The following is a 19,760-nucleotide window of genomic DNA, read 5'->3' as shown; positions in this document are numbered from 1 at the left end:
GACGCATGGACTACCGTGGACTGACCGACGAGGAATACTACGATCGCCTTCGCATCGTGGTGAGTGAAGCCGAAGGACTCCATGCGCGGGCGCAAGACGTAGGCGATGGAAAGGCCACCATCGGCTATGGATACACCTTCAATCGAGGCAATAACGCCGACATCTGGCATGACTCCGGGATAAGGCTGACACCTCGAGAGGTCGCAGCCCTCGCAGCCATCGATGCTGCGCCCGCCGAGGACAGAACGCGTCTCGGACTAACCTTTCAGCGCGAGCTGACCGAAGCGGAATCGGCGCAGTTGCTGCGTGCGTCCATGCGGGAATATGAAGGACCCGCGAATTCCCTGCGCATGCCGCTGTCCGAAGAGCGCGTCGCCATCGTCTCATTGACCTACAACCGCGGCCCTGGGGCGTTGTTGGGCACCAGGAATATCCCGGAGCACCCCATCATGGATGCCATTCGGGAAGGGAACAGGGCCGAAGCGTGGTTCCAGATGCGATACAACTGCTGGGGCTCTGCCGAAGTGAAGTTCGAGGGCGGGTTGCGCAAGCGTCGGTTCGCTGAGGCGCATATGTTCGGGCTCTACGACGATCCGAGCAATGTCTCGCCAGAAGAAGCCCAAAGCGTTGTGCAGATGCATGGCCTGCACCGGGACGAAATCGACCGGGTGGAAGGGGCCCACGGCGTATCGATCGGAGGCGATCAGGCCAAACGGAACCGGATCGCAGAGGCGAACCGTGACTACCCTGCCATCGTCCGTGAGTATGGACGCATCCAGAATATTGCCGACTCGCTCGAGCCGGCCCGTGTGGCGCTGCTGGGGCAGGTGCGCGAGGAGAACCCTGCACTGGCGGCCCGTCTCATCCCAGAGAACTTCTCGGCAGACCGAATCCACCTTGATCCGAATCGAGACTTGCGAGATCCCGCAAACGTCGATCAGGACCTTGCGGCGATGCCCAACCGGCGCAATCCGCTCCGGGCTGCGTCAATCAATGCCATTGGCCGCGAGCAGCGCAACTCGACCACAGAAGATATCGATGTAGATCACGCCGCAGTCATCGATTCGAAGCGGATGTCGCGCGGGCTGAATCCACAGGAGGTTTCCAGCAACGACGTGCTGATCGGACAAGGCGGAAACGATACTCTCCGTTCACACCTTGGCGATGACATCCTCATTGGTGGATCAGGCCACGACCGAATGGAAGGCGGCGAAGGCCACGACACCTACGTGATTGGCGCCGGCGACACGGTGATGGACAGCGATGGCGTGGGCGAGGTGCAATGGGCCGGACAACGGCTGGCCGGCGGCAAGCGAACGGCGTCCGATCCCATCCATAGCTACCGCAGCGAAGATGGTCGCTTCACCTATGCCGTAGAAGGCAACAATCTCTCGGTCACGGATTCGCTCGCGACAGATGAGGCATTGCGGGAACGAGCTGTGATCGAGAATTTCCAGAACGGGCAGTTGGGAATCACGCTGTTCGGACCCAATGGAAATGTCGACATTCGCCCGTGGACCGCGGAGCAACAGCCAAGCGAGCAAGAGGTTCAGGCCAGTCATCTGCCAGAGCGAGGACCGTTCAACGCCCCCTATCTCGACAGAACCTACGCGGCGCTACAAGCGGGCGACAGCAATCAGCTCGACCGGATCGCCATCGAGTTCGCGCAGTCCCCGGAAGGGCTGCGGATGGCTCAGCTTGGCGACCAGTTGTTCACCCAGCAGCAAGCGCAGGAGCAGCAACAGTTGCAGGAGCAGCAAATGACGCAAGCCCGCCAGAGCCCCGTCATGCGCCTATGAACCATACCGAAACGAGAAGATCAGGGGAACATTGCGATGAATAGTGGTGACATGGGATCGATGCAACCTGGCCTGCAGGATGCAGCGAAGGCCATCTTGATGCTGCGTTCTGAAATGGCTCAGCGCGAGGCGCGCATGAACGCGTCGTTCAATCAGCAGGTTCAGTCACTCCGGGAAGATGCAAGCCGGTTCCGCCGAGACGTCGCAGATATCGTCAGCGGCGCCGGCAGCCAGATAGCAAAGGAGGCCAAGGGCGCAATTTCCCCCGTCGCAGCCGAATACGATCGCGCTGTCTCGACTACCTCCGCGCACCTGCAAGAAGCCAGCAAAACCGTCTGGCTATGGTTCGGGGCCGCAGGATCGATCTTGCTGCTGGTGCTTCTTGTCGGCTGGGCGGTCCTGGGCTACTACCGCCGCGAACTCTCCGCCATCCAGGACGAGTTGCAGCGGTACGAGAACGCCCTTCCCATCGTGCAAGCCTTCACTGCCTCTGATGCCGTCCTCTGTGGCGGGCGCGTCTGCGTGAACATCGATCCCGATGGGCAGCGGATTGGCGACAAGCGTCAATACAGGCAGGCAAGACCACGCCCTTAGGTCGAATCGGCGCTTCAGACATCCAGGGGATCAGCTGCCGGGTACCACGCCACTGCATACCCATTGGCACACGCAGGAGCGCGCACGCCGGTACAGTCGGCCCCTCACTGGAGACCGTTCGCCTTGTTCCGCTTCTTCGAAAAACGCCTCGACGCCTATCCACCCGCCGAACCTGGACTGCCGCCGAACGGCTTCCTTGCCTTCGTGTGGTCGTGCACGCAGGGGCTGCGCGGCTCGATCGCCCTGATGGCGCTGCTCACCGCGGCGATGTCGGCTTTCGAGGCGCTGCTGTTCGCGATCCTCGGCCGCATCGTCGACTGGCTCGGCGGGCAGGCGCCGTCGCGGCTTTGGGAAGATCGCGGCACGACGCTGGCATGGCTCGGCTTCGCGTTGGTCGCAAGCATTGCAGTCGTTGGGCTACAGACCATCGTCAAGCACCAGACGCTCGCGATCAACCTGCCGATGCGCCTGCGCTGGAACTTCCACCGCCTGATGCTCGGCCAGAGCATGGCCTTCTACCAGGACGAATTCGCGGGTCGCATCACGGCCAAGGTGATGCAGACCGCGCTCGCCGTTCGAGACACCATCTTCGTGCTGGCCGACGTGCTGGTGGCGATGTGCGTGTATGTCGCGACGATGATCGTGTTGGCCGCGGTGCTCGACCGGCAGCTGATGCTGCCCTTCGTCATCTGGCTGGCGCTGTATGTCGTGCAGCTCGTCTTCTTCGTGCCGCGCCTGGGCAGCATCGGCAAGGCGCAAGCCGATGCGCGCGCGCTGATGACCGGCCGCGTGACCGATGCCTACACCAACATTGCGACGGTCAAGCTCTTCTCGCACGCACACCGCGAGGCCGGCTTCGCGCGCTCGGCAATGCAGGAGTTCATGCAGACCGGCTATGCACAGATGCGGCTGGTCAGCGCCTTCGAGATCACCAACCACACCCTCAGCATGGGCCTGACCGCCGGCATGGCGGGCATGGGGCTCTGGCTGTGGTCGCAAGGCGTGATCGGCGTCGGCGCGGTGGCCGCCGCAACCGCGATGGCGCTTCGCCTGCAAGGCATGTCGCACTGGATCATGTGGGAGATGACGAGCCTGTTCGAGAACATCGGCACGGTGCAGGACGGCATGAAGACGCTGTCGCGTCCGCGAACCGTGGTCGATGCGCTGGATGCCGCTGAACTGGACGTGCCGCGCGGCGAGGTCCGCTTCGAGCACGTGAGCTTCCGCTACGGCGATGCGGGCCGGCGCGTCATCGACGACCTGACGCTCACCGTCGCACCGGGCGAGAAGATCGGGCTGGTCGGCCGCTCGGGCGCCGGCAAGTCGACGCTGGTGAACCTGCTGCTGCGCTTCCACGACCTGGACAGCGGGCGCATCCTCGTCGACGGACAGGACATCGCGCACGTCACGCAGGACAGCCTGCGCGCCCACATCGGCATGGTCACGCAGGACACCTCGCTGATGCACCGCTCTGTGACCGACAACATCAGCTACGGCAAGCCGGATGCCACCGCCACGGCGATCCGGGCCGCGGCCGACCGGGCCGAGGCGCATGCCTTCATCCAGACACTGGGCGATCCGGCGGGCCGCAAGGGCTATGAGGCGCATGTGGGCGAACGCGGCGTCAAGCTCTCGGGTGGGCAGCGCCAGCGCATCGCGATCGCGCGGGTCATGCTGAAGGACGCACCAATCCTGCTGCTGGACGAAGCCACCAGTGCGCTGGATTCCGAGGTCGAGGCGGCGATCCAGGCCAGCCTCTATCGCCTGATGGAGGGCAAGACGGTGGTCGCGATCGCGCACCGGCTGTCGACCATCGCCGCGATGGACCGGCTCGTGGTGCTCGACGAAGGCCGCGTGGTCGAGGAAGGCGATCACAAGACGCTGCTCGCGAAGGGCGGACTCTACGCGCGCCTGTGGGCCCACCAGAGCGGCGGATTCCTCGGCGACGGGAGCGAGGACGAAGACAACGAAGAGACGGAGACATCGACAGTCTGACCCGCGAGTCCTACAGTGGACAGTGCACCCCGCCGACACCGGCGGATCGGTGCGATGGGCATTCTGGATTCGTCTTCAACAGAGGAGTTTCAACCGTGAATTCCATCATCTACATCGTCGGTCTGGTCGTGGTCGTGGTCGCTGTGCTTTCGTTCTTCGGCCTGCGCTGAAATCCTCCTTTATCCCCTGCCCTGCGCCCCCATTTCCATGGGGGCGCTTGCCTGTTCGCCACGGGCATAATTTCCCGCTCCTCTCCGGCGCGCCGGAGTGCCCGAGCCGTGAAAAAAGAAAGCTGTCGAAACCCGTGGCGCAACCCTCTTCGTTCCAGGACGCAACGCTCACCGAAGCGGTGCGATTGATCGAAGAGACCGGTCCGCTCGAGGATTCGCAAGCCATGCGCGAGGCGGCCGCCGCCGGCGCTGCGCACCGGATCGCCATGCGCGCGCGCATCCTCGCCGACCGAACCGGACTCACCCCCGAACTCGCACGCGCGCGTGCATGGGCTCCGTGGGTGCTGCTCGCGCTCGTGGCGGTCGTCGTGATCGCCGGCCTCTCGCTCGCGGGCAATGTCCTCGGCGACGGCGAGCGGCGGATCAACGTCGTCGTCGCACTCGCGAGCCTGCTGGGCCTGCACCTCTTCACGCTGCTGCTATGGCTGTTCGGGCTTCTGGTGCCGCTCGGCTCCTTCAACGCATCCTTCGGCTGGATCTGGATGGCGCTCACCGCGCGGGTCGCAGGCGGCCAGAGCGGGCAGGCGCCGGTCCTGCTGCGCGCCACCACGCGGCTGCTCGGACAGGCTCGCCTGCTCCCATGGGCACTGGGATTCGTCAGCCACGCCATCTGGGCGCTCTCCTTCGCGGTGGTGATCGCGGCCATGCTCTTCGCGCTGGCGTTTCGCAACTACACGCTGAACTGGGAAACCACGATCCTCGACCCGTCCTTCTTCGTGCACGCAGTGCAGTGGCTGGGCTATGCGCCGGCGCGATTGGGTTTCCCGATACCCGATGCGCAGGCGGTGCTTTCGCCGACGGCTGCCGCCTCGAGCCAGCGCGACTGGGCGCTATGGCTCACCGGTTGCATCGTGGTCTACGGACTGATGCCGCGCGCCGCCTTCGCGCTGCTGTGCACCGCCGTCTGGCGCATGCGTAGAAAGGCACTATCGCCCGATCTTTCGCTGCCCTATTACCGCAAGCTCATCGCACGCTTCGACGCGCTCGCGCCGCCGCGCATCGTCGACGCTGATCCGGGTCAGGCGCCGCATCTTGCGCCGCAGCATCTGCCGCAAGGCGACACCACCGACACGCTGATGGCCGTCGGCTTCGAACTGCCCGACGAACTGCCCTGGCCACCCGCGGCACTCGACATGCGCGGCGCCCGCGCGATGCGTATCGATGGCAGTGCTGCATCGCGACGCCAGGTGCTCGACACGCTGGCACAGTTGCGCCCGAGGCGAGTGCTCGTGGGCTGCCATGCAGGCTCCAGCCCCGATCGCGGCACCGAACGCTTCCTGCGCGAAGTGCTGGCGCTCTGCGGCGAATGCCGTCTGTGGCTCATTGGCACTGCGGATGACGAGGCGCGTCAACGCTGGCACACCTGGCTGGCCGATTCCGGTCTCGACGGCATCCGCGCTGCCGACGCGCTGCAGCCTATGCTCCACGACTGGACATGACGACTCCCCCGCCCATCCGCATCGCCGTGGTCGGCCACACCAACGCCGGCAAGACCTCGCTGCTGCGCACCCTCACGCGGCGGGTGAACTTTGGCGAGGTGTCGGAACAGCCCGGGACTACACGGCACGTCGAATCGGCCGATCTCGACGTCGGAGGCAAGCCGGCAGTGCGCTTCTTCGACACGCCCGGCCTCGAAGACGCTGTTGCATTGCGCGAGCATCTCGAAGTCTTCGACAAGAGCCTGACGCCGCCGGATCGCATCCGCCGCTTTCTGCAGAGCCCTGAAGCGCATGGCGTATTCGAGCAGGAAGCGAAGGTGCTTCGCGCGATGCTCGACGTCGATGCAGCCTTTCTCGTCATCGATGCGCGCGAGGCCGTGCTGCCCAAGTTCCGCGCGGAAATCGAACTGCTCAACGCCTGCGCACGGCCGGTACTGCCGGTGCTGAACTTCCTGCACAGTGCCGCGCACCGAGAAGCCGCATGGAAAGAACTGCTGTCCGCCTACGGCCTGCATGTGGTGGTGCGCTTCGACGCGGCCGCACCTTTCGTCGGTGCTGAGCGCGAGCTGTACCGCGACCTGTCGACGCTGCTGCGCGATCGCCGGACGGAACTCGACAAGGTGGCCGCGTCGCTCGAAGCCGAGTTCGCGCAGCGCCGGCAAGCCGCGTGCCAACGCATCGCCGAACTGCTCGTCGACGCTACCGCGATGCGCCGCACTGCGACGGCCGCCGAATTCGCCGACGAGCAGGGACGCCATCGCCTGATCTCCGACTTGCAGAAGTCGCTCTTCGACAAGGCGCAGCGCTGCGCCGACGACCTGTTGACGCTCTATGGATTCCGCGAAGGCGATGCCGACGAGGCGCCGCTGCCCGCGATCGAGGGCCGCTGGACCATGGACTTCTTCCACCCCGAGGCGCTGAAGGACGCGAGCATCCTTCTCGGCAAGGGCGTGGCCGTGGGCGCGGCGGTGGGCGTAGTGGCAGATCTCGCGCTGGCCGGACTTTCGCTCGGCACCGGTGCTGCGCTGGGCGGAGCGATCGGCGGCGCGATGTCGCAAGGGCTGGGACCACTCGGACGCAAGCTCGCGAACAAGCTGCGCGACCTGCACGAACTCACCGTGGAAGACCGGGTACTGTTCGTTCTCATGGGCTGGCAGTTGCGCCTTCTTCGCGCGCTCGAATACCGTGGGCATGCGGCGGTGGACCGGATCGGCGCCGATGGGCTGGACGGCATCGACCACCATGCGCTGGCCGACGTGGTGCGCACTGCGCAGCCAGCGCGCAGCCATCCCGATTGGGAATCCGGCACGCGATTGCGCCGGCGCGAGGCGCCGCAGCGGCAGGAGCTCGTTTCGCATGCCGCCCGACGCCTGCAAGAGGCGATCGCGCTGATTCCGGCATGATTCGAGGCATGGAAGACATCGAACCCCGTCCCCTCGCGATCATCAAGGTCGGCGAGACCTTCGAGACGCTGCGCGAAAGCCGCGGCGATTTCGAACACTGGATCGCCGCCGGACTCGGCGACACGCCCCTGCCCGTGGTGGTGCTCGATCCGCGTCGCGGCGACACACTGCCCGACCCCGCCACGCTCTCGGGCGCCATCGTCACCGGCTCGCATGCGATGGTGTCGCACCGCGAACCCTGGAGCGAAAGCACTGGCGAATGGCTCAGGCAGCTCGTCGCCCATCACACGCCGGTGCTCGGCATCTGCTTCGGCCACCAGCTCCTGGCGGATGCCCTCGGCGGCGAGGCCGGCGACCATCCTGTGGGCATGGAGATCGGCACGGTGCAGGTCGAGCTCCAGCCCGAGGCGGCGGACGATCCGCTCACCAGTGGACTGCCGCCACGCTTCGACGCACACGTAGTGCACCGCCAAAGCGCGCTGCGCCTGCCGAAGGATGCGGTGCGCCTAGCGGGCAATGACTTCGAATCGACGCAGGCCTTCCGCATCGGCGACAGCGCCTGGGGACTGCAGTTTCACCCCGAGTTCGACGACGAGATCATGCGCGGCTACGTCGAGCACCTCGCCGATCCGATTCGGGCCGAAGGTGCGGATCCTGACGCGGTGGAAGCGCACGTGAAGCCCACGCCGGCGGCCTCAGGGCTGCTTCAGCGATTCGCACGCATCGTCGAGGAACGGTCGGCGGCGTCGGTGTAGCAACTACACCCGGCCGCCCCGACTTGCGCTAAGGTGTCCCGCAGGTCCGATCAAGGAACAGCCCATGCCCAACACAGCCTCCGGCACGCGCCCCGCCCCGAAGCACTTCTCGATGATCCGCGGCTTCCACCTCGCGGATTTCTTCACCCTCGCGAATGCGGCCTGCGGCGTCGGTGCCATCTTTCTTGCGATGGCCTTCATCGCAAGCCAGTCGGTCGCGCACTTCCTCTGGGCTGCAGCGCTCGCGCCCGCTGCGTTCGTCTTCGACGTCTTCGACGGCCGCATCGCGCGCTGGCGCCAGACGCATTCGGCACTGGGGCGGGAGCTCGATTCGCTGGCGGACGTCATCTCCTTCGGCGTGCTGCCCGCTTCGCTCGCCTTCGCAGCGGGCCTCAACGGCGGTTGGGATTGCGTGATCCTGATCTACTTCGTCTGCTGCGGCGTGAGCCGGCTCGCGCGCTACAACGTCACCGCCGAGGCCCTCTCGGAAGGTGCGGCCAAGGTCAAGTACTTCGAGGGCACGCCCATCCCGACCAGCGTGGTGCTCGTGGGCATCCTCGCGCTTGCGGCATGGCAGGGGCGCATCGGCAGCCAGATCTGGGGTGGCGCATGGACGCTAGGCCCATGGGTGCTTCACCCATTGGCCCTGCTGTTCGCGCTCTCCGGCACCTTGATGATCAGCAAGACCCTGCGCATCCCCAAGCTGTAATCGTGTCGCGGCATCAGGTCCCTAGAATGCCCGCATCGTCATTGCCGGCATCGTGACCATGACCGCTTCACGCGCAATCGTTGCCTTCATCCTCGGCCTGCTGCTGACCGGCTGCGCGAGTCTTCCGGCGAGCGTCGAACGAACGCCGACGACCGCACTCACGAACACCGCCGACACGCGACTCGGCAAGGCGACCCGGCCGCTGACGTCAGCGCACGCCGGCAAGTCCGGCATCCATCCCCTGGTCCTCGCGGAAGACGCCTTCGCGGCGCGCGTGGTGCTCGCGAAACTCGCGGACCGCAGCCTCGACCTGCAGTACTACATCTGGCACAACGACACCACCGGACAGCTGCTCTGGCAGGCGATCTGGGATGCCGCCGAGCGCGGCGTGCGCGTGCGGCTGCTGCTCGACGACGCGAACACCGGCGGGCTCGACCCGACGCTCGCGGCGCTCGATGCGCATCCGAACATCGAGATCCGCCTGTTCAACCCGTTCGCGAATCGCGGCTTCCGCGCGGGCGACTTCGTCTCGGACTTCTCGCGCGTCAACCGGCGCATGCACAACAAGTCCTTCACTGCCGACAACCTGGCGACCATCGTCGGCGGCCGCAATGTCGGCGACGAGTACTACGGCGCGAACATGGAAGTGGGCTTCCAGGACCTCGACGTGCTGGGCATCGGTCCGGTGGTGCAGCAAGTGTCGAACGAGTTCGACCTGTTCTGGAACAGCGCCTCGGCCTACCCCGCCGCGACCGTGCTCGCGCCCGCCAAGCCTGACAGCGCCGCGACGCTGCGCGAGGCATGGGACAAGGTCCACCAGAACCCCGAAGCCGTCCGGTATCTGGAAGCCGTTCGCAACACGCCGTTGATGGCTCAGCTTGCAAGCGAAAAGGTGGACTTCGAGTGGACCAACGCGCGTGTGCTGCACGACGACCCGTCGAAGGTGCTCCAACCGATGGACCGCAGCGATCTCCAGATGCTGCCGCAGCTGCTCAAGGCCATGGGGCAGCCGAAGCGCGAACTCGATCTGGTGTCGCCCTACTTCGTGCCGGGCGCCGATGGCACCAAGTCGCTCGTCGAACTCGCGCAGAACGGCGTGAAGGTGCGCGTGCTGACCAACTCGCTCTCGGCGACGGATGTGAGCCCGGTCCATGCGGGCTATTCCAAGTACCGCGATGAGCTGCTCAAGGGCGGTGCGGTGCTCTACGAGCTGAAGCCGGGCTCAGCCGTGCCGCCACCCGACAAGGACAAGGACGAAGAGCGGTCGCGCGGGCTGCCGGGCAGCGGCAGCCGCGGCAGTTCGGCCGCGAGCCTGCATGCGAAGACCTTCGCGGTGGATCGCGAGCGCATCTTCGTTGGCTCCTACAACCTTGACCCACGCTCCGCCAAGCTCAACACCGAGATGGGCGTGGTCATCGAAAGCCCGGCCCTCGCCGGCATCCTGTCGAAGCAGTTCGACACCACCATCCCCACACGCGCCTACCTTGTGCGCCGGCAGTCCGACGGACACGGCCTCGAATGGATCGACGTGGAGCCGACCGGCGAAACGAGGTATTCCACCGAACCCGGTGCCGGCCCGATGAAGCGCCTGTGGATCGACTTCCTCGAAATCCTCCCCATCGAATGGCTTCTTTGAGCCCTCCCCCAGCCTCGCCCACTTCGTGTGGCTCAGCACCCCCTCAAGGGGGCGCACCCCTGCGGCCCGGCCAAGCCGGTTCCGCGGGTGCCCCAGCGGGGGCCCCTTGCCACACAGGACAAACATTCAGATGACAACAGGCCTGAAACTCCTTGCCAAAATGGCTGCCCGACAGCCGCTCTCGCCCGCGTGCGACCACTTCTACTTTCTGCGTCATGGACAGACCGCCTGCAACGCGCGCCGCATCTTCCAGGCCACTGATGAGCCGCTGAGCGAGCTCGGCGTGCAGCAGGCGCACAACGCCGCCACGATCCTTGCCGGGGAGCCGGTGCGCAGCATCCTCACCAGTGGCGTGGTGCGCGCATTGACGACCGCGCATACGGTGTCGGCGCCGCATGGCATCGCGCCACTGGTGGTCGAGGGCCTGCGCGAACGCAACTTCGGCGCGCTCATCGGTACGTCGTCGGCCCACATCGACTGGGCCTGCGAGCCCGAGAACGGCGAGACCTTGCCCGAATTCATCGATCGCTCGCGCACGGCGCTCGAGCATGCGCTGACACATCCAGGGCCAGTACTCATCGTTGCGCATGGCGGCACGCTTTACGTGCTCGCGGCGCTGCTGGGCGTGCCGGTGGACCTCGGCGTGCTCGGCAATGCGCAGCCCTTGCGATTCGAACGCAGCGGCACCACTTGGCGCCTGAAACCCCTCCTGCAGCAGGTGGATGGCGGGGCCGCACTGGCCTGAACACGCCGTTCGCCGCATTCTTCTGGAACCCATCGCCATGGAATTCAAGGACTACTACAAGATCCTCGGGCTCGAACGCGGCGCCTCCGAGGACGATGTGCGCAAGGCTTACCGCAAGCTCGCGCGCAAGTACCACCCCGACGTCAGCAAGGAGCCTGACGCCGATGCGCGCATGCGCGAGATCAACGAAGCGAACGACGTGCTGCGCGACAAGGAAAAGCGCACGGCCTACGACCAGCTCGCCGATCACGTGGCGCGCGGCGGCAGTCCCGATGGTGGATTCCAGCCGCCACCCGGATGGGACGAAGGCTTCGAGTTCCACCGTGGCCCGCATGCGGGACCGGCCGATCACGCCGAGTTCAGCGAGTTCTTCTCGTCGCTGTTCGGTGCGGCTGAGCGACGAGGCGCTCAGCGGCAGAACTACCGCGCGCGCGGCGAGGACCACCATGCCGCGATCGAGATTGCGCTGGAGGATGCTCTACAGGGCGCCGAGCGCGAGATCACGCTGCGCTCGCAGGAGATCGACAACAAGGGCCATCCTCAATGGAAGACGCGCACGCTGAGCGTGAAGATCCCGCCGGGCGTGCATCCGGGCCAGTTCATCCGCCTCGCGGGCCAGGGCATGCCGGGCCATGGCGGCGAGCCAGCGGGAGACCTGTACCTCGAAGTGCGCATCGCGCCACACAAGCTCTACCGTATCGAGGACCGCGACCTCTACATGACGCTGCCGATCACGCCAACCGAGGGCGCACTCGGCGCGAAGGTACAGGTGCCCACACCGACCGGCGGCATCGTCGAAGTCACGGTGCCGCCGAACGCGCGCAACGGCCTCAAGCTGCGGCTCAAGGAACGCGGCCTGCCAGGCAAGCCACCGGGCAACCTGTACCTGCTGCTTGAGATTGCGCTGCCGCCGGCCGACTCCGATGCGGCGCGAAAGGCTTACGAACAGTTGGCACAGGCTGCGCCCTTCAACCCGCGCCGCCATCTTGGAGTTTGACGACCATGGCTACCGTGACTGTCACGACGACCGCGCTCAGCGCATCGAATCCCCTCGCCGCCGCGGAGCTCGCCCATGCCTGCGGTGCGGAGATCGACTGGGTCATTCAATTGGTCGAGGTCGGCATCATCGAATCGCGTGAACCCGGAGAACGCCCTGAGCAGTGGCGCTTCTACAGCAGCGACCTGCAATGCGCACTCGAAGTCCGCCGCCTCGAACGCGACTTCGGCGTGCAGGTCGACGCTGCTGCGCTGATCCTCGACCTCGAGCATGAGGTACGCCGGCTCAAGTCCGTGCTGCGCGCGCAGGGGCTCGGCCGCGAGATCTGAGCCGACACATCCTTTTCTACTCAGGAGCTTCCGATGCAACCACGTCTCACTGCCAAGGATTTCGACCAGGAACTGCTCATCCTTTTCGACGCCTACGTGCATGGCAATCTCGATCGCCGCGGCTTTCTTGCGCAAGCGCAGAAGTTCGCGAAGGCCGGCGTCACCGCGGCCGGGCTGCTCGCGGCGTTGAGCCCCGATTTCGCCGCCGGCCAGCAAGTGCCGCCCGGCGATACACGGCTCAAGGCCGAGCGCGTCAGCTATCCCTCGACGGCAGGCAACGGGACGGTCAACGGCTATCTCGTGCGACCTGCGAACGCGGGCTCGAAAAAGCTGCCCGTGGTACTCGTGATCCACGAGAACCGCGGGCTGAATCCGCACATCGAAGACATCGCGCGCCGCCTCGCGCTCGATGGCTTCATGGCCTTCGCGCCCGACGCACTGACGCCGCTCGGCGGCTATCCGGGCGACGAAGACAAGGCACGCGAAGCCTTCGCCAAGCTCGACCAGGCGCGTGCGCGAGAAGACTTCGTCGCGGCGGCCAACTGGCTGAAGGACCGGCCGGACTCGTCGGGGAAGATCGGCGTCGTGGGCTTCTGCTACGGCGGCGGCATGGTCCATATCCTCACCACGCGCCTGCCCGAGCTCAATGCGGGGGTGGCGTTCTACGGCAATACGCCCGCACCTTCCGAAGCCGCCAAGGTCAAGACGCCGCTGCTGGTCCATCAAGCCGGCATCGACGAACGCATCAACGCGGCGTGGCCGGCCTATGAAGCCGCGCTCAAGGCTGCGAACGTGAAGTTCACCGCCTATCAGTACCCCGGCACGCAACACGGCTTCAACAACGACACCACGCCGCGCTATGACGCCGAGGCGGCCAAGCTCGCCTGGTCCCGCACCATGGACTTCTTCAAGGACCAACTCGGGGCCTGAGGGCACTTCTAAAAGTAGGTCGCGGCTGGCAGACTTCGCGCCAGACTCGACCGAAAGTGGTTGCTTCGCGTCGCTGACGCGCTCGGAGTGCCCCATGTCAGTGATCTGCCCGGCCTGCCAGACGGAAAACCGCGACGCTGCGATGTTCTGTCATGGCTGCGCGCGCAAGCTGCCGAATTTTCACCCGACCCAGCCGTCGATGCTGGAAACCATGCGGGCAATGCCGGCCCGCCCGATCGTTTCGACGGCGACCATCGCCACGCCGTTACAGATCGAACCGCGCTCGCTCGTGGGACTGTGGGTCGGCGTCGGTGTCGCGGTGTTCGTGCTGCTGGCGAGCATTGCTGCGTGGTACGTGCACCTGCTGCGCAAGCCCTCTCCTCCCGTGCCTCCGCCCGCCGTGGCCTCCCATGTCGAGCGGCCGGCCACCGGCGCACCACCAGTGGTTGCAACCGACAAGTCCAAGACATCGCCCGCGACGCCTGAAACCGTGTCCCTTGGTGCTTCGCTCGATCCAGGCGAGACCGCAGTCACACTGGCCGCCAGTCCGGCGCTGCCTCCTGCTGCGGCGTCCCCCCCAGTCGCCGCTTTGACGCCCACACCCCCGCCGGTTGAACGCAGGCAGCCACCCAGGGCAGCACCCCCGACCCGCGTCGGCGCGCTCGACCCACGCAGCGGCTGCGAAACACTCAACTTCGTCTTCGCCGCACGCTGCGAAGCCGCCCATTGCGACAAGCCGCAGTACGCCAGTCACCCACGCTGCGACCTGGTGCGCCAGCAACGCAAGCGGGACGAACTGCACCGCAATCCAACGCTGGCGTTCTGATGCCGGGCCTCGCGTCCTAGCAGAAGCCGAACGAGGAAGGAAGCGCCCCGAAGACCCTTGGCGACGATCGCGATTCGCGTCAGACTCCGCTTCGCAGTCTAGAAACGACAACTCATCTCAACGAAGGAGCGACGTTCACCATGGCATTCCAACTGCACGGCCGCATTGCAGCCATCACGACGGCCCTGATGCTGACCGCCTGCGCGGCGCCGCAACAACAGGCACCGATGGCGATCACGCAGGGCAAGATCGAGCAGATCACGCCCACCACCATCCGCAGCGAAGCCCACACCGGCGTGGGTGCCGTGGTCGGCGGCCTGACCGGCGTAGGTCTCGGCAGCCTGATTGGTGGCGGAACGGGTCGCGACGTGGCCATGGTGGCAGGCGCAATCGGCGGCTCCATGGCCGGTGCGCAAATCGCGAACAACGCCGCAGCGCAGATGCCCGGCCAGGAGATCTTCGTGCGCACCGACAGCGGCGTGCTGGTGGAAGTCACCCAGCCCACGACGCCTGGCCTGCGCGTGGGTCAGCGCGTATTCATCCAGGGCCAGGGCCACATGGCCCGCGTCGTGCCGCAGTAACGGCACACGCGGCGTTCGGTCTCAGGCGGACTTCGCCTGCACCAGCTTGATGACGCTCGAGAAATCGAGCGCACCATGCCCTGCGAGACTGTGCGCCGCATAGAGATTGCGTGCGAGCCCGCCGAGCGGCGTGGCAGCGCGCACGGCGGCTGCGTTCTCCTGCGCAAGGCCGAGGTCCTTCAGCATGAGGTCGGTGCCGAAGCCGCCTGCATAGCCCTTTGAAGCGGGCGCGGCTTCCATCACGCCCGGCAGCGGGTTGTACTTTTCAAGCGCCCAGTTGCCGCCCGAACTGCGGCGCATGATCTCCGACAGCACCTTGGGATCGAGCCCGTTGGCAACGCCCAGTGCAATGGCTTCCGACGTGCCGATCATCAGGATGCCGAGCAGCATGTTGTTGCAGATCTTCGCTGTCTGACCCGCACCCGCAGCACCAGCGTGGAAGATGTTGGCGCCCATCTTTTCGAGCACAGGGCGTGCACGTTCGAGGTCGGCTTCAGAGCCACCCACCATGAAGGTCAGGGTGCCCGCGATCGCACCGCCGGTGCCGCCGGAGACCGGCGCATCGATTACCGCCACGCCACGCTTCGCACCGGCATCTGCCACCTTGCGCGAGGTCGCCGCAGCGATGGTGCTGCTGTCGATCACCAGCGTGCCTGCGGGGATCTGCTCCATGAGCCCAGCCTTGCCATCGCTGCCGAGATAGAGCGATTCGACGTGCTGGCTCGCGGGCAGCATGCTGATCACGATTTCCGCACCGGCGATTGCTTCGGCAGTCGATGCGGCGATGCCCAATCCATCGGCCGCGAGCTTCTCGCAGGCCGGCTTCGACAGGTCGAAGCCCCGGACTTCGTGGCCCGCCTTCTTCAGATTCAGGGCCATCGGACCACCCATGTTGCCGAGGCCGATGAATGCGATCTTCATATCCTTTGTCTCCGTTGCTTTGTTGGCGATGAATGGAATTCAGACGAGCGCGGCCAGCGGATGCGGCCCTGGCGCGCGCACGCGCAGGTGGTCTTCGATGAACTCGGGCGTGATCTCTTCGAGCGTCGCAGGGCTCCAGCGGGGATTGCGATCCTTCTCGATCAACAACGCGCGAATGCCTTCCGCAAAGTCCTTGTGCGCGCAGCAACCGAGCGACGCCCAGTATTCGAGGCGGAACACTTCGGCGAGCGACATGCGTGTGACGCGCTGCCAGAGCGCAAAAGACAGTGCCGCGGAACTCGGAGAGCCCTTCGTGAACGTGGCGCCCGCAGTCTGCAGCCATGCATCGTCCGACTTCAGTTGGCGCAGGCGATTCGCGATGTCGAGCAGATCGTCGCCGGCCATCAGATCGTTGATGGTGTCGAAGTGGTCGCGCAACTTCGACGGCTGCCTTTCGGCGCCTTCGCCCGCCTTGGCAAGCAGGCGCGACAGCAACGCGCGATCCGCTTTCGATTCACCCTGCCAGGCTGCACCCGCAATGCCTTCGAGCACTTGTGCCTTGCGTTCGTGCGGCACGACGATATCCGCGAGCCCGCAGAAGATCGCATCGGCTGCATTCAATGGCGCTGCGGTGAGCGCCAGGAACAGCCCGACACGCCCGGGCGCGCGGCGCAGGAACCAGCTTCCGCCCACGTCGGGATACAGGCCGATGTTGATCTCGGGCATGGCCACGCGGCTTTGCAGCGTCACCACACGATGCGACGCGCCTGCCATCAGCCCCACGCCGCCACCCATCACGATGCCGTGCCCCCAGCACAGGAAAGGCTTGGGAAAGGTATGGATCAGGTGGTCGAGTTCGTACTCTTCGCTGAAGAACTCTTCGGCATAGGTGTTGCGCGCGGGCCCGCATTCGAGCAGCGTCTGGTAGAGCTGGCGCAGATCGCCACCGGCGCAGAAGGCCTTCTCGCCCGATGCATCCAGCAGTACGCCAACCACGCCATCGTCCTGCGCCCACTCGCGCAGCTTGGGGATCAGCAGCCGCACCATCGCAACCGAGAGCGAGTTGAGCGATGCGGGCGAATTGAGCGTGGCCACGCCGAAGCGCTTGCCATTGGCGGTCTTGATTTCGTTGAAGAGAACGACGGGATCGGTCATTGGTTCTGGTTGTTATCGGATATCGGCGTCGCCATCCAGCAGCTTGCGGGCGACGATCATTCGCATGATTTCGTTGGTGCCTTCGAGGATCTGGTGCACGCGCGCATCGCGCACCAGCCGCTCCAGCGGGAATTCGCTCAGGTAGCCATAGCCGCCATGCAGTTGCAGCGCCTCGTTGCAGACGGTGAAGCCCGCATCGGTCGCAAAGCGCTTGGCCATGGCGCAATAGGTGCTCGCATCGGCATGACCCGCATCGAGCTTGCTTGCGGCCATACGCACCATCTGGCGCGCGGCGACGAGTTCGGTCGCCATGTCTGCCAACTTGAACTGCAGCGCCTGAAAGCTCGAGAGCGGCTTGCCGAACTGCTGCCGTTCATGCAGATAGCGCCGAGCCGCATCGAGCGCGCCCTGCGCAGCACCGACCGAGCAGGTCGCGATGTTGATGCGCCCGCCATCGAGCCCCTTCATCGCGATGCGGAAGCCCTCGCCTTCCTTGCCGAGAAGGTTTTCCGCGGGCACACGCACGTTGTCGAAGTTGATGGTGCGCGTGGGCTGGCTGTTCCAGCCCATCTTGTGTTCCTTCTTGCCGTAGCTGATGCCGGGCGCATCGGCCGGCACCGCGATGGCCGAGATGCCGCTCGGGCCGCCGCCGCCGGTGCGCGCCATCAGCACAAGTACGTCGGTCGAACCGGCGCCGGAGATGAAGGCCTTGCCGCCGTTGATGACGTACTCGTTGCCCTGCAACTCGGCGCGCGTCTTGAGCGAGCCGGCATCGGAGCCCGCACCGGGTTCGGTCAAACAGTACGAGGCGAGCTTGCGGCCACTGGTCAGGTCGGCACCCCAGCGCTCGCGCACCGCAGGGCCTCCCCAGGTGCCGAGCATCCACGTCGCCATGTTGTGGATCGTGATGAAGGCGGTGGTCGACGGATCGACCGCCGCCATCTCCTCGAACACCAGCGTCGCATCGAGGCGCGGCAGCGCCAGCCCTTCGATGCTCTCGGGTGCGTAGAGGCCGCAGAAACCCAGTTCACCCGCCTTGGCGATCGCTTCCTTGGGGAAGATCGCCTCGGCGTCCCACCGGGCCGCGTGCGGCGCGAATTCGGCGAGCGCGAATTCGCGCGCGGTATGCGCGAAGGCGCGCTGCTCTTCAGTCAGCTCGAAGTCCATGCGGACGAGCTTACTTGAGGCTGATGGTCGTGTTGACGCCGTGCGAGACAGTGCTGTCGTCAAACCAGCGCGAAGTCACCGTCTTGGTCTGCGTGTAGAACAGCACCACCTGCTTGCCGTACGGGCCGAGGTCGCCGAGCTTCGACGCGCGCGAACCGGTAAAGGAGAACATCGGCACCGGCACCGGGATCGGCACATTGATGCCGACCTGCCCCACGTCGATGTCTTCCTGGAAGCGCCGCGCCGCCGCACCGGACTGCGTGAAGATCGCAGTGCCGTTGCCATTCGGGTTGGCGTTGATCAGCTCGATCGCATCGTCGATGTTGTCCGCGCCGACGAGGCACAGCACCGGGCCGAAGATTTCCTGCTCGTAGATCGACATGCCGGGCTTCACGTCCGCGAAGACCGTCGGGCCGACGAAGTTGCCCTTCTCGTAGCCGGGCACTGTGGGCTTGCGTCCGTCGAGCGCCAGCGTCGCGCCATCGGCCACGCCGCGCTCGATGAGGCCCGTGACGCGATCGAACGCCGCGCACGAGACCAGCGGGCCGACGTCCACGCCCTTCTCGGTGCCCGCGCCCACCTTCAGCGTCTTGGCCTTCTCGACGAGATCGGGAACCCAATTGCGCGCATCGCCCACCAGCACCGCGACCGACACCGCCATGCAGCGCTGACCCGCTGCACCGAAGGCAGCCCCGGCGAGTGCATTGAGCGTCTGCTCCTTGTTCGCATCAGGCATGACGATGGCGTGGTTCTTCGCGCCCATCATGCATTGCACGCGCTTGCCGGCCAGCGATGCACGGTTGTAGACGTGCGTGCCGACCTTGGTCGAGCCGACGAACGAGATCGCCTTGATGTCCTTGTGATCGCAGATCGCGTTGACCACCGCTTCGCCGCCGTGCACCACGTTGAGCACGCCGGGCGGAATACCCGCTTCGATCGCCAGCTCGCACAGGCGCATGGTGACCATCGGGTCCTGCTCGGACGGCTTCAGCACGAAGGTGTTGCCGGTAACGATCGCCATCGGGAACATCCACAGCGGAATCATGGCGGGGAAGTTGAACGGCGTGATGCCCGCGCACACGCCGAGCGGCTGCAGCACCGAGTAGGTATCGACACCGCCCGCGACGTTGTTCGCGAACTCGCCCAACTGCAGGTTGCCGATGCCGGCCGCATGCTCGACGACTTCGAGGCCACGGAACACGTCGCCTTCAGCATCGGGAAGCGTCTTGCCCTGCTCGGCCGTGAGGATCGCGGCCAGCTCGCCCATGTGCTCGCGGATGAGCTGCTGGTACTTGAGGAAGATGCGCGCCCGCGCGCCGATGGCCGTCTTGCGCCAAGTCTTGAAGGCTTCCTTGCCGGAAGCGACCGCGGCATCGACTTCGTCCTGCGTGGCGAACGGCACCTTGGCCAGCACTTGCTGCGTGGCTGGGTTGACGATGTCGCGCCACTCGGTGGTCTTCGACTCGACGAACTTGCCGCCGATGAGCAGCTTGACGGTGGCGACCTTCGTCGCGGGGGTGGTGGTGGCGTCCATGAACCTTGTCTCCTG

At 65.7% G+C, this 19,760-nt stretch carries 18 protein-coding genes; 14 read left to right on the top strand and 4 right to left on the bottom strand.

Translation table 11 applies throughout. The features are described from left to right. Nucleotides 1–5: 5 nt before the first annotated feature. The 14 genes from FHW64_RS34675 to FHW64_RS00895 all read left to right on the top strand — a co-directional run bounded on the left by FHW64_RS34675 (nt 6) and on the right by FHW64_RS00895 (nt 14,968). A complete protein-coding gene (locus FHW64_RS34675) occupies nt 6–1,799 on the top strand; it encodes a glycoside hydrolase family protein (protein ID WP_184522163.1) in 1,794 nt (597 codons plus the stop codon). A 51-nt stretch (nt 1,800–1,850) separates the two neighbouring features. Continuing rightward, nucleotides 1,851–2,393, top strand: a complete 543-nt coding sequence (locus tag FHW64_RS34180; protein WP_221220700.1) for a hypothetical protein — start codon at nt 1,851–1,853, stop codon at nt 2,391–2,393. A gap of 123 nt (nt 2,394–2,516) precedes the next feature. Beyond that, the gene (locus FHW64_RS00950) at nt 2,517–4,388 is read left to right on the top strand and encodes an ABC transporter ATP-binding protein (protein ID WP_184522160.1); all 1,872 of its coding nucleotides are present in this window, start codon (nt 2,517–2,519) and stop codon (nt 4,386–4,388) included. 304 nt (nt 4,389–4,692) lie between these two features. Beyond that, nucleotides 4,693–6,057, top strand: coding sequence for a DUF2868 domain-containing protein (locus FHW64_RS00945; protein ID WP_311733240.1), 1,365 nt, complete (start codon nt 4,693–4,695; stop codon nt 6,055–6,057). Next, complete coding sequence (locus tag FHW64_RS00940) at nt 6,054–7,460, top strand: GTPase/DUF3482 domain-containing protein (protein ID WP_184522157.1); 1,407 nt, start codon at nt 6,054–6,056, stop codon at nt 7,458–7,460. Before FHW64_RS00945 ends, FHW64_RS00940 begins: the two co-directional genes overlap by 4 nt. An 8-nt stretch (nt 7,461–7,468) precedes the next feature. Beyond that, entirely contained in the window at nt 7,469–8,215 is a 747-nt protein-coding gene (locus FHW64_RS00935) for a glutamine amidotransferase (protein ID WP_184522154.1), read from the top strand. Between the two features lie 64 nt (nt 8,216–8,279). Then, complete coding sequence (locus tag FHW64_RS00930; RefSeq protein ID WP_260303593.1) at nt 8,280–8,924, top strand: phosphatidylcholine/phosphatidylserine synthase; 645 nt, start codon at nt 8,280–8,282, stop codon at nt 8,922–8,924. 58 nt (nt 8,925–8,982) lie between these two features. After that, nucleotides 8,983–10,560 (top strand): phospholipase D family protein, encoded by a 1,578-nt coding sequence (locus FHW64_RS00925; RefSeq protein ID WP_184522150.1) that lies wholly within the window; start codon nt 8,983–8,985, stop codon nt 10,558–10,560. A 160-nt stretch (nt 10,561–10,720) separates the two neighbouring features. After that, entirely contained in the window at nt 10,721–11,305 is a 585-nt protein-coding gene (locus FHW64_RS00920; RefSeq protein ID WP_260303592.1) for a histidine phosphatase family protein, read from the top strand. 37 nt (nt 11,306–11,342) lie between these two features. Then, nucleotides 11,343–12,302, top strand: coding sequence for a DnaJ C-terminal domain-containing protein (locus FHW64_RS00915; protein ID WP_184522144.1), 960 nt, complete (start codon nt 11,343–11,345; stop codon nt 12,300–12,302). Nucleotides 12,303–12,307: 5 nt separating this feature from the next. Continuing rightward, a complete protein-coding gene (locus FHW64_RS00910; RefSeq protein WP_184522141.1) occupies nt 12,308–12,631 on the top strand; it encodes a chaperone modulator CbpM in 324 nt (107 codons plus the stop codon). A gap of 33 nt (nt 12,632–12,664) precedes the next feature. Further along, nucleotides 12,665–13,561, top strand: coding sequence for a dienelactone hydrolase family protein (locus FHW64_RS00905; RefSeq protein ID WP_184522138.1), 897 nt, complete (start codon nt 12,665–12,667; stop codon nt 13,559–13,561). A gap of 94 nt (nt 13,562–13,655) precedes the next feature. Continuing rightward, a complete protein-coding gene (locus FHW64_RS00900) occupies nt 13,656–14,387 on the top strand; it encodes a hypothetical protein (protein WP_184522135.1) in 732 nt (243 codons plus the stop codon). 140 nt (nt 14,388–14,527) lie between these two features. After that, nucleotides 14,528–14,968, top strand: a complete 441-nt coding sequence (locus FHW64_RS00895; protein ID WP_184522132.1) for a glycine zipper 2TM domain-containing protein — start codon at nt 14,528–14,530, stop codon at nt 14,966–14,968. 21 nt (nt 14,969–14,989) lie between these two features. On the opposite strand, the gene mmsB is transcribed toward FHW64_RS00895, so the two are convergent. From mmsB to FHW64_RS00875, 4 genes are read right to left on the bottom strand one after another with little or no spacing between them, the layout of a single operon-like run. Further along, nucleotides 14,990–15,889, bottom strand: coding sequence for a 3-hydroxyisobutyrate dehydrogenase (gene mmsB, locus FHW64_RS00890; protein ID WP_184522129.1), 900 nt, complete (start codon nt 15,887–15,889; stop codon nt 14,990–14,992). Between the two features lie 39 nt (nt 15,890–15,928). Then, on the bottom strand, nt 15,929–17,044 hold the full coding sequence (locus FHW64_RS00885; RefSeq protein WP_184522126.1) for an enoyl-CoA hydratase/isomerase family protein: 1,116 nt from the start codon (nt 17,042–17,044) through the stop codon (nt 15,929–15,931). Nucleotides 17,045–17,056: 12 nt separating this feature from the next. Then, a complete protein-coding gene (locus FHW64_RS00880) occupies nt 17,057–18,211 on the bottom strand; it encodes an acyl-CoA dehydrogenase family protein (RefSeq protein ID WP_184522123.1) in 1,155 nt (384 codons plus the stop codon). Between the two features lie 10 nt (nt 18,212–18,221). Further along, nucleotides 18,222–19,745, bottom strand: coding sequence for a CoA-acylating methylmalonate-semialdehyde dehydrogenase (locus tag FHW64_RS00875; RefSeq protein WP_184522121.1), 1,524 nt, complete (start codon nt 19,743–19,745; stop codon nt 18,222–18,224). Between the last annotated feature and the right edge of the window lie 15 nt (nt 19,746–19,760).

The organism is Variovorax sp. Sphag1AA, from assembly GCF_014192575.1.
In the GTDB taxonomy this organism is placed as follows: domain Bacteria; phylum Pseudomonadota; class Gammaproteobacteria; order Burkholderiales; family Burkholderiaceae_C; genus Variovorax.
The sequence above is the reverse complement of the archived record's forward strand: the minus strand, read 5'-3'. Positions and strand labels throughout refer to the sequence as shown.

What these genes read in the sequence shown, in the direction of transcription:
- FHW64_RS34675 (WP_184522163.1), top strand. Translation starts at nt 6, where the DNA reads ATGGACTACCGTGGACTGACCGACGAGGAATACTACGATCGCCTTCGC.
- FHW64_RS34180 (WP_221220700.1), top strand. Translation starts at nt 1,851, where the DNA reads ATGGGATCGATGCAACCTGGCCTGCAGGATGCAGCGAAGGCCATCTTG.
- FHW64_RS00940 (WP_184522157.1), top strand. Translation starts at nt 6,054, where the DNA reads ATGACGACTCCCCCGCCCATCCGCATCGCCGTGGTCGGCCACACCAAC.
- FHW64_RS00935 (WP_184522154.1), top strand. Translation starts at nt 7,469, where the DNA reads ATGGAAGACATCGAACCCCGTCCCCTCGCGATCATCAAGGTCGGCGAG.
- FHW64_RS00930 (WP_260303593.1), top strand. Translation starts at nt 8,280, where the DNA reads ATGCCCAACACAGCCTCCGGCACGCGCCCCGCCCCGAAGCACTTCTCG.
- FHW64_RS00925 (WP_184522150.1), top strand. Translation starts at nt 8,983, where the DNA reads ATGACCGCTTCACGCGCAATCGTTGCCTTCATCCTCGGCCTGCTGCTG.
- FHW64_RS00920 (WP_260303592.1), top strand. Translation starts at nt 10,721, where the DNA reads ATGGCTGCCCGACAGCCGCTCTCGCCCGCGTGCGACCACTTCTACTTT.
- FHW64_RS00915 (WP_184522144.1), top strand. Translation starts at nt 11,343, where the DNA reads ATGGAATTCAAGGACTACTACAAGATCCTCGGGCTCGAACGCGGCGCC.
- FHW64_RS00910 (WP_184522141.1), top strand. Translation starts at nt 12,308, where the DNA reads ATGGCTACCGTGACTGTCACGACGACCGCGCTCAGCGCATCGAATCCC.
- FHW64_RS00905 (WP_184522138.1), top strand. Translation starts at nt 12,665, where the DNA reads ATGCAACCACGTCTCACTGCCAAGGATTTCGACCAGGAACTGCTCATC.
- FHW64_RS00900 (WP_184522135.1), top strand. Translation starts at nt 13,656, where the DNA reads ATGTCAGTGATCTGCCCGGCCTGCCAGACGGAAAACCGCGACGCTGCG.
- FHW64_RS00895 (WP_184522132.1), top strand. Translation starts at nt 14,528, where the DNA reads ATGGCATTCCAACTGCACGGCCGCATTGCAGCCATCACGACGGCCCTG.
- mmsB (WP_184522129.1), bottom strand. Translation starts at nt 15,889, where the DNA reads ATGAAGATCGCATTCATCGGCCTCGGCAACATGGGTGGTCCGATGGCC.
- FHW64_RS00885 (WP_184522126.1), bottom strand. Translation starts at nt 17,044, where the DNA reads ATGACCGATCCCGTCGTTCTCTTCAACGAAATCAAGACCGCCAATGGC.
- FHW64_RS00880 (WP_184522123.1), bottom strand. Translation starts at nt 18,211, where the DNA reads ATGGACTTCGAGCTGACTGAAGAGCAGCGCGCCTTCGCGCATACCGCG.
- FHW64_RS00875 (WP_184522121.1), bottom strand. Translation starts at nt 19,745, where the DNA reads ATGGACGCCACCACCACCCCCGCGACGAAGGTCGCCACCGTCAAGCTG.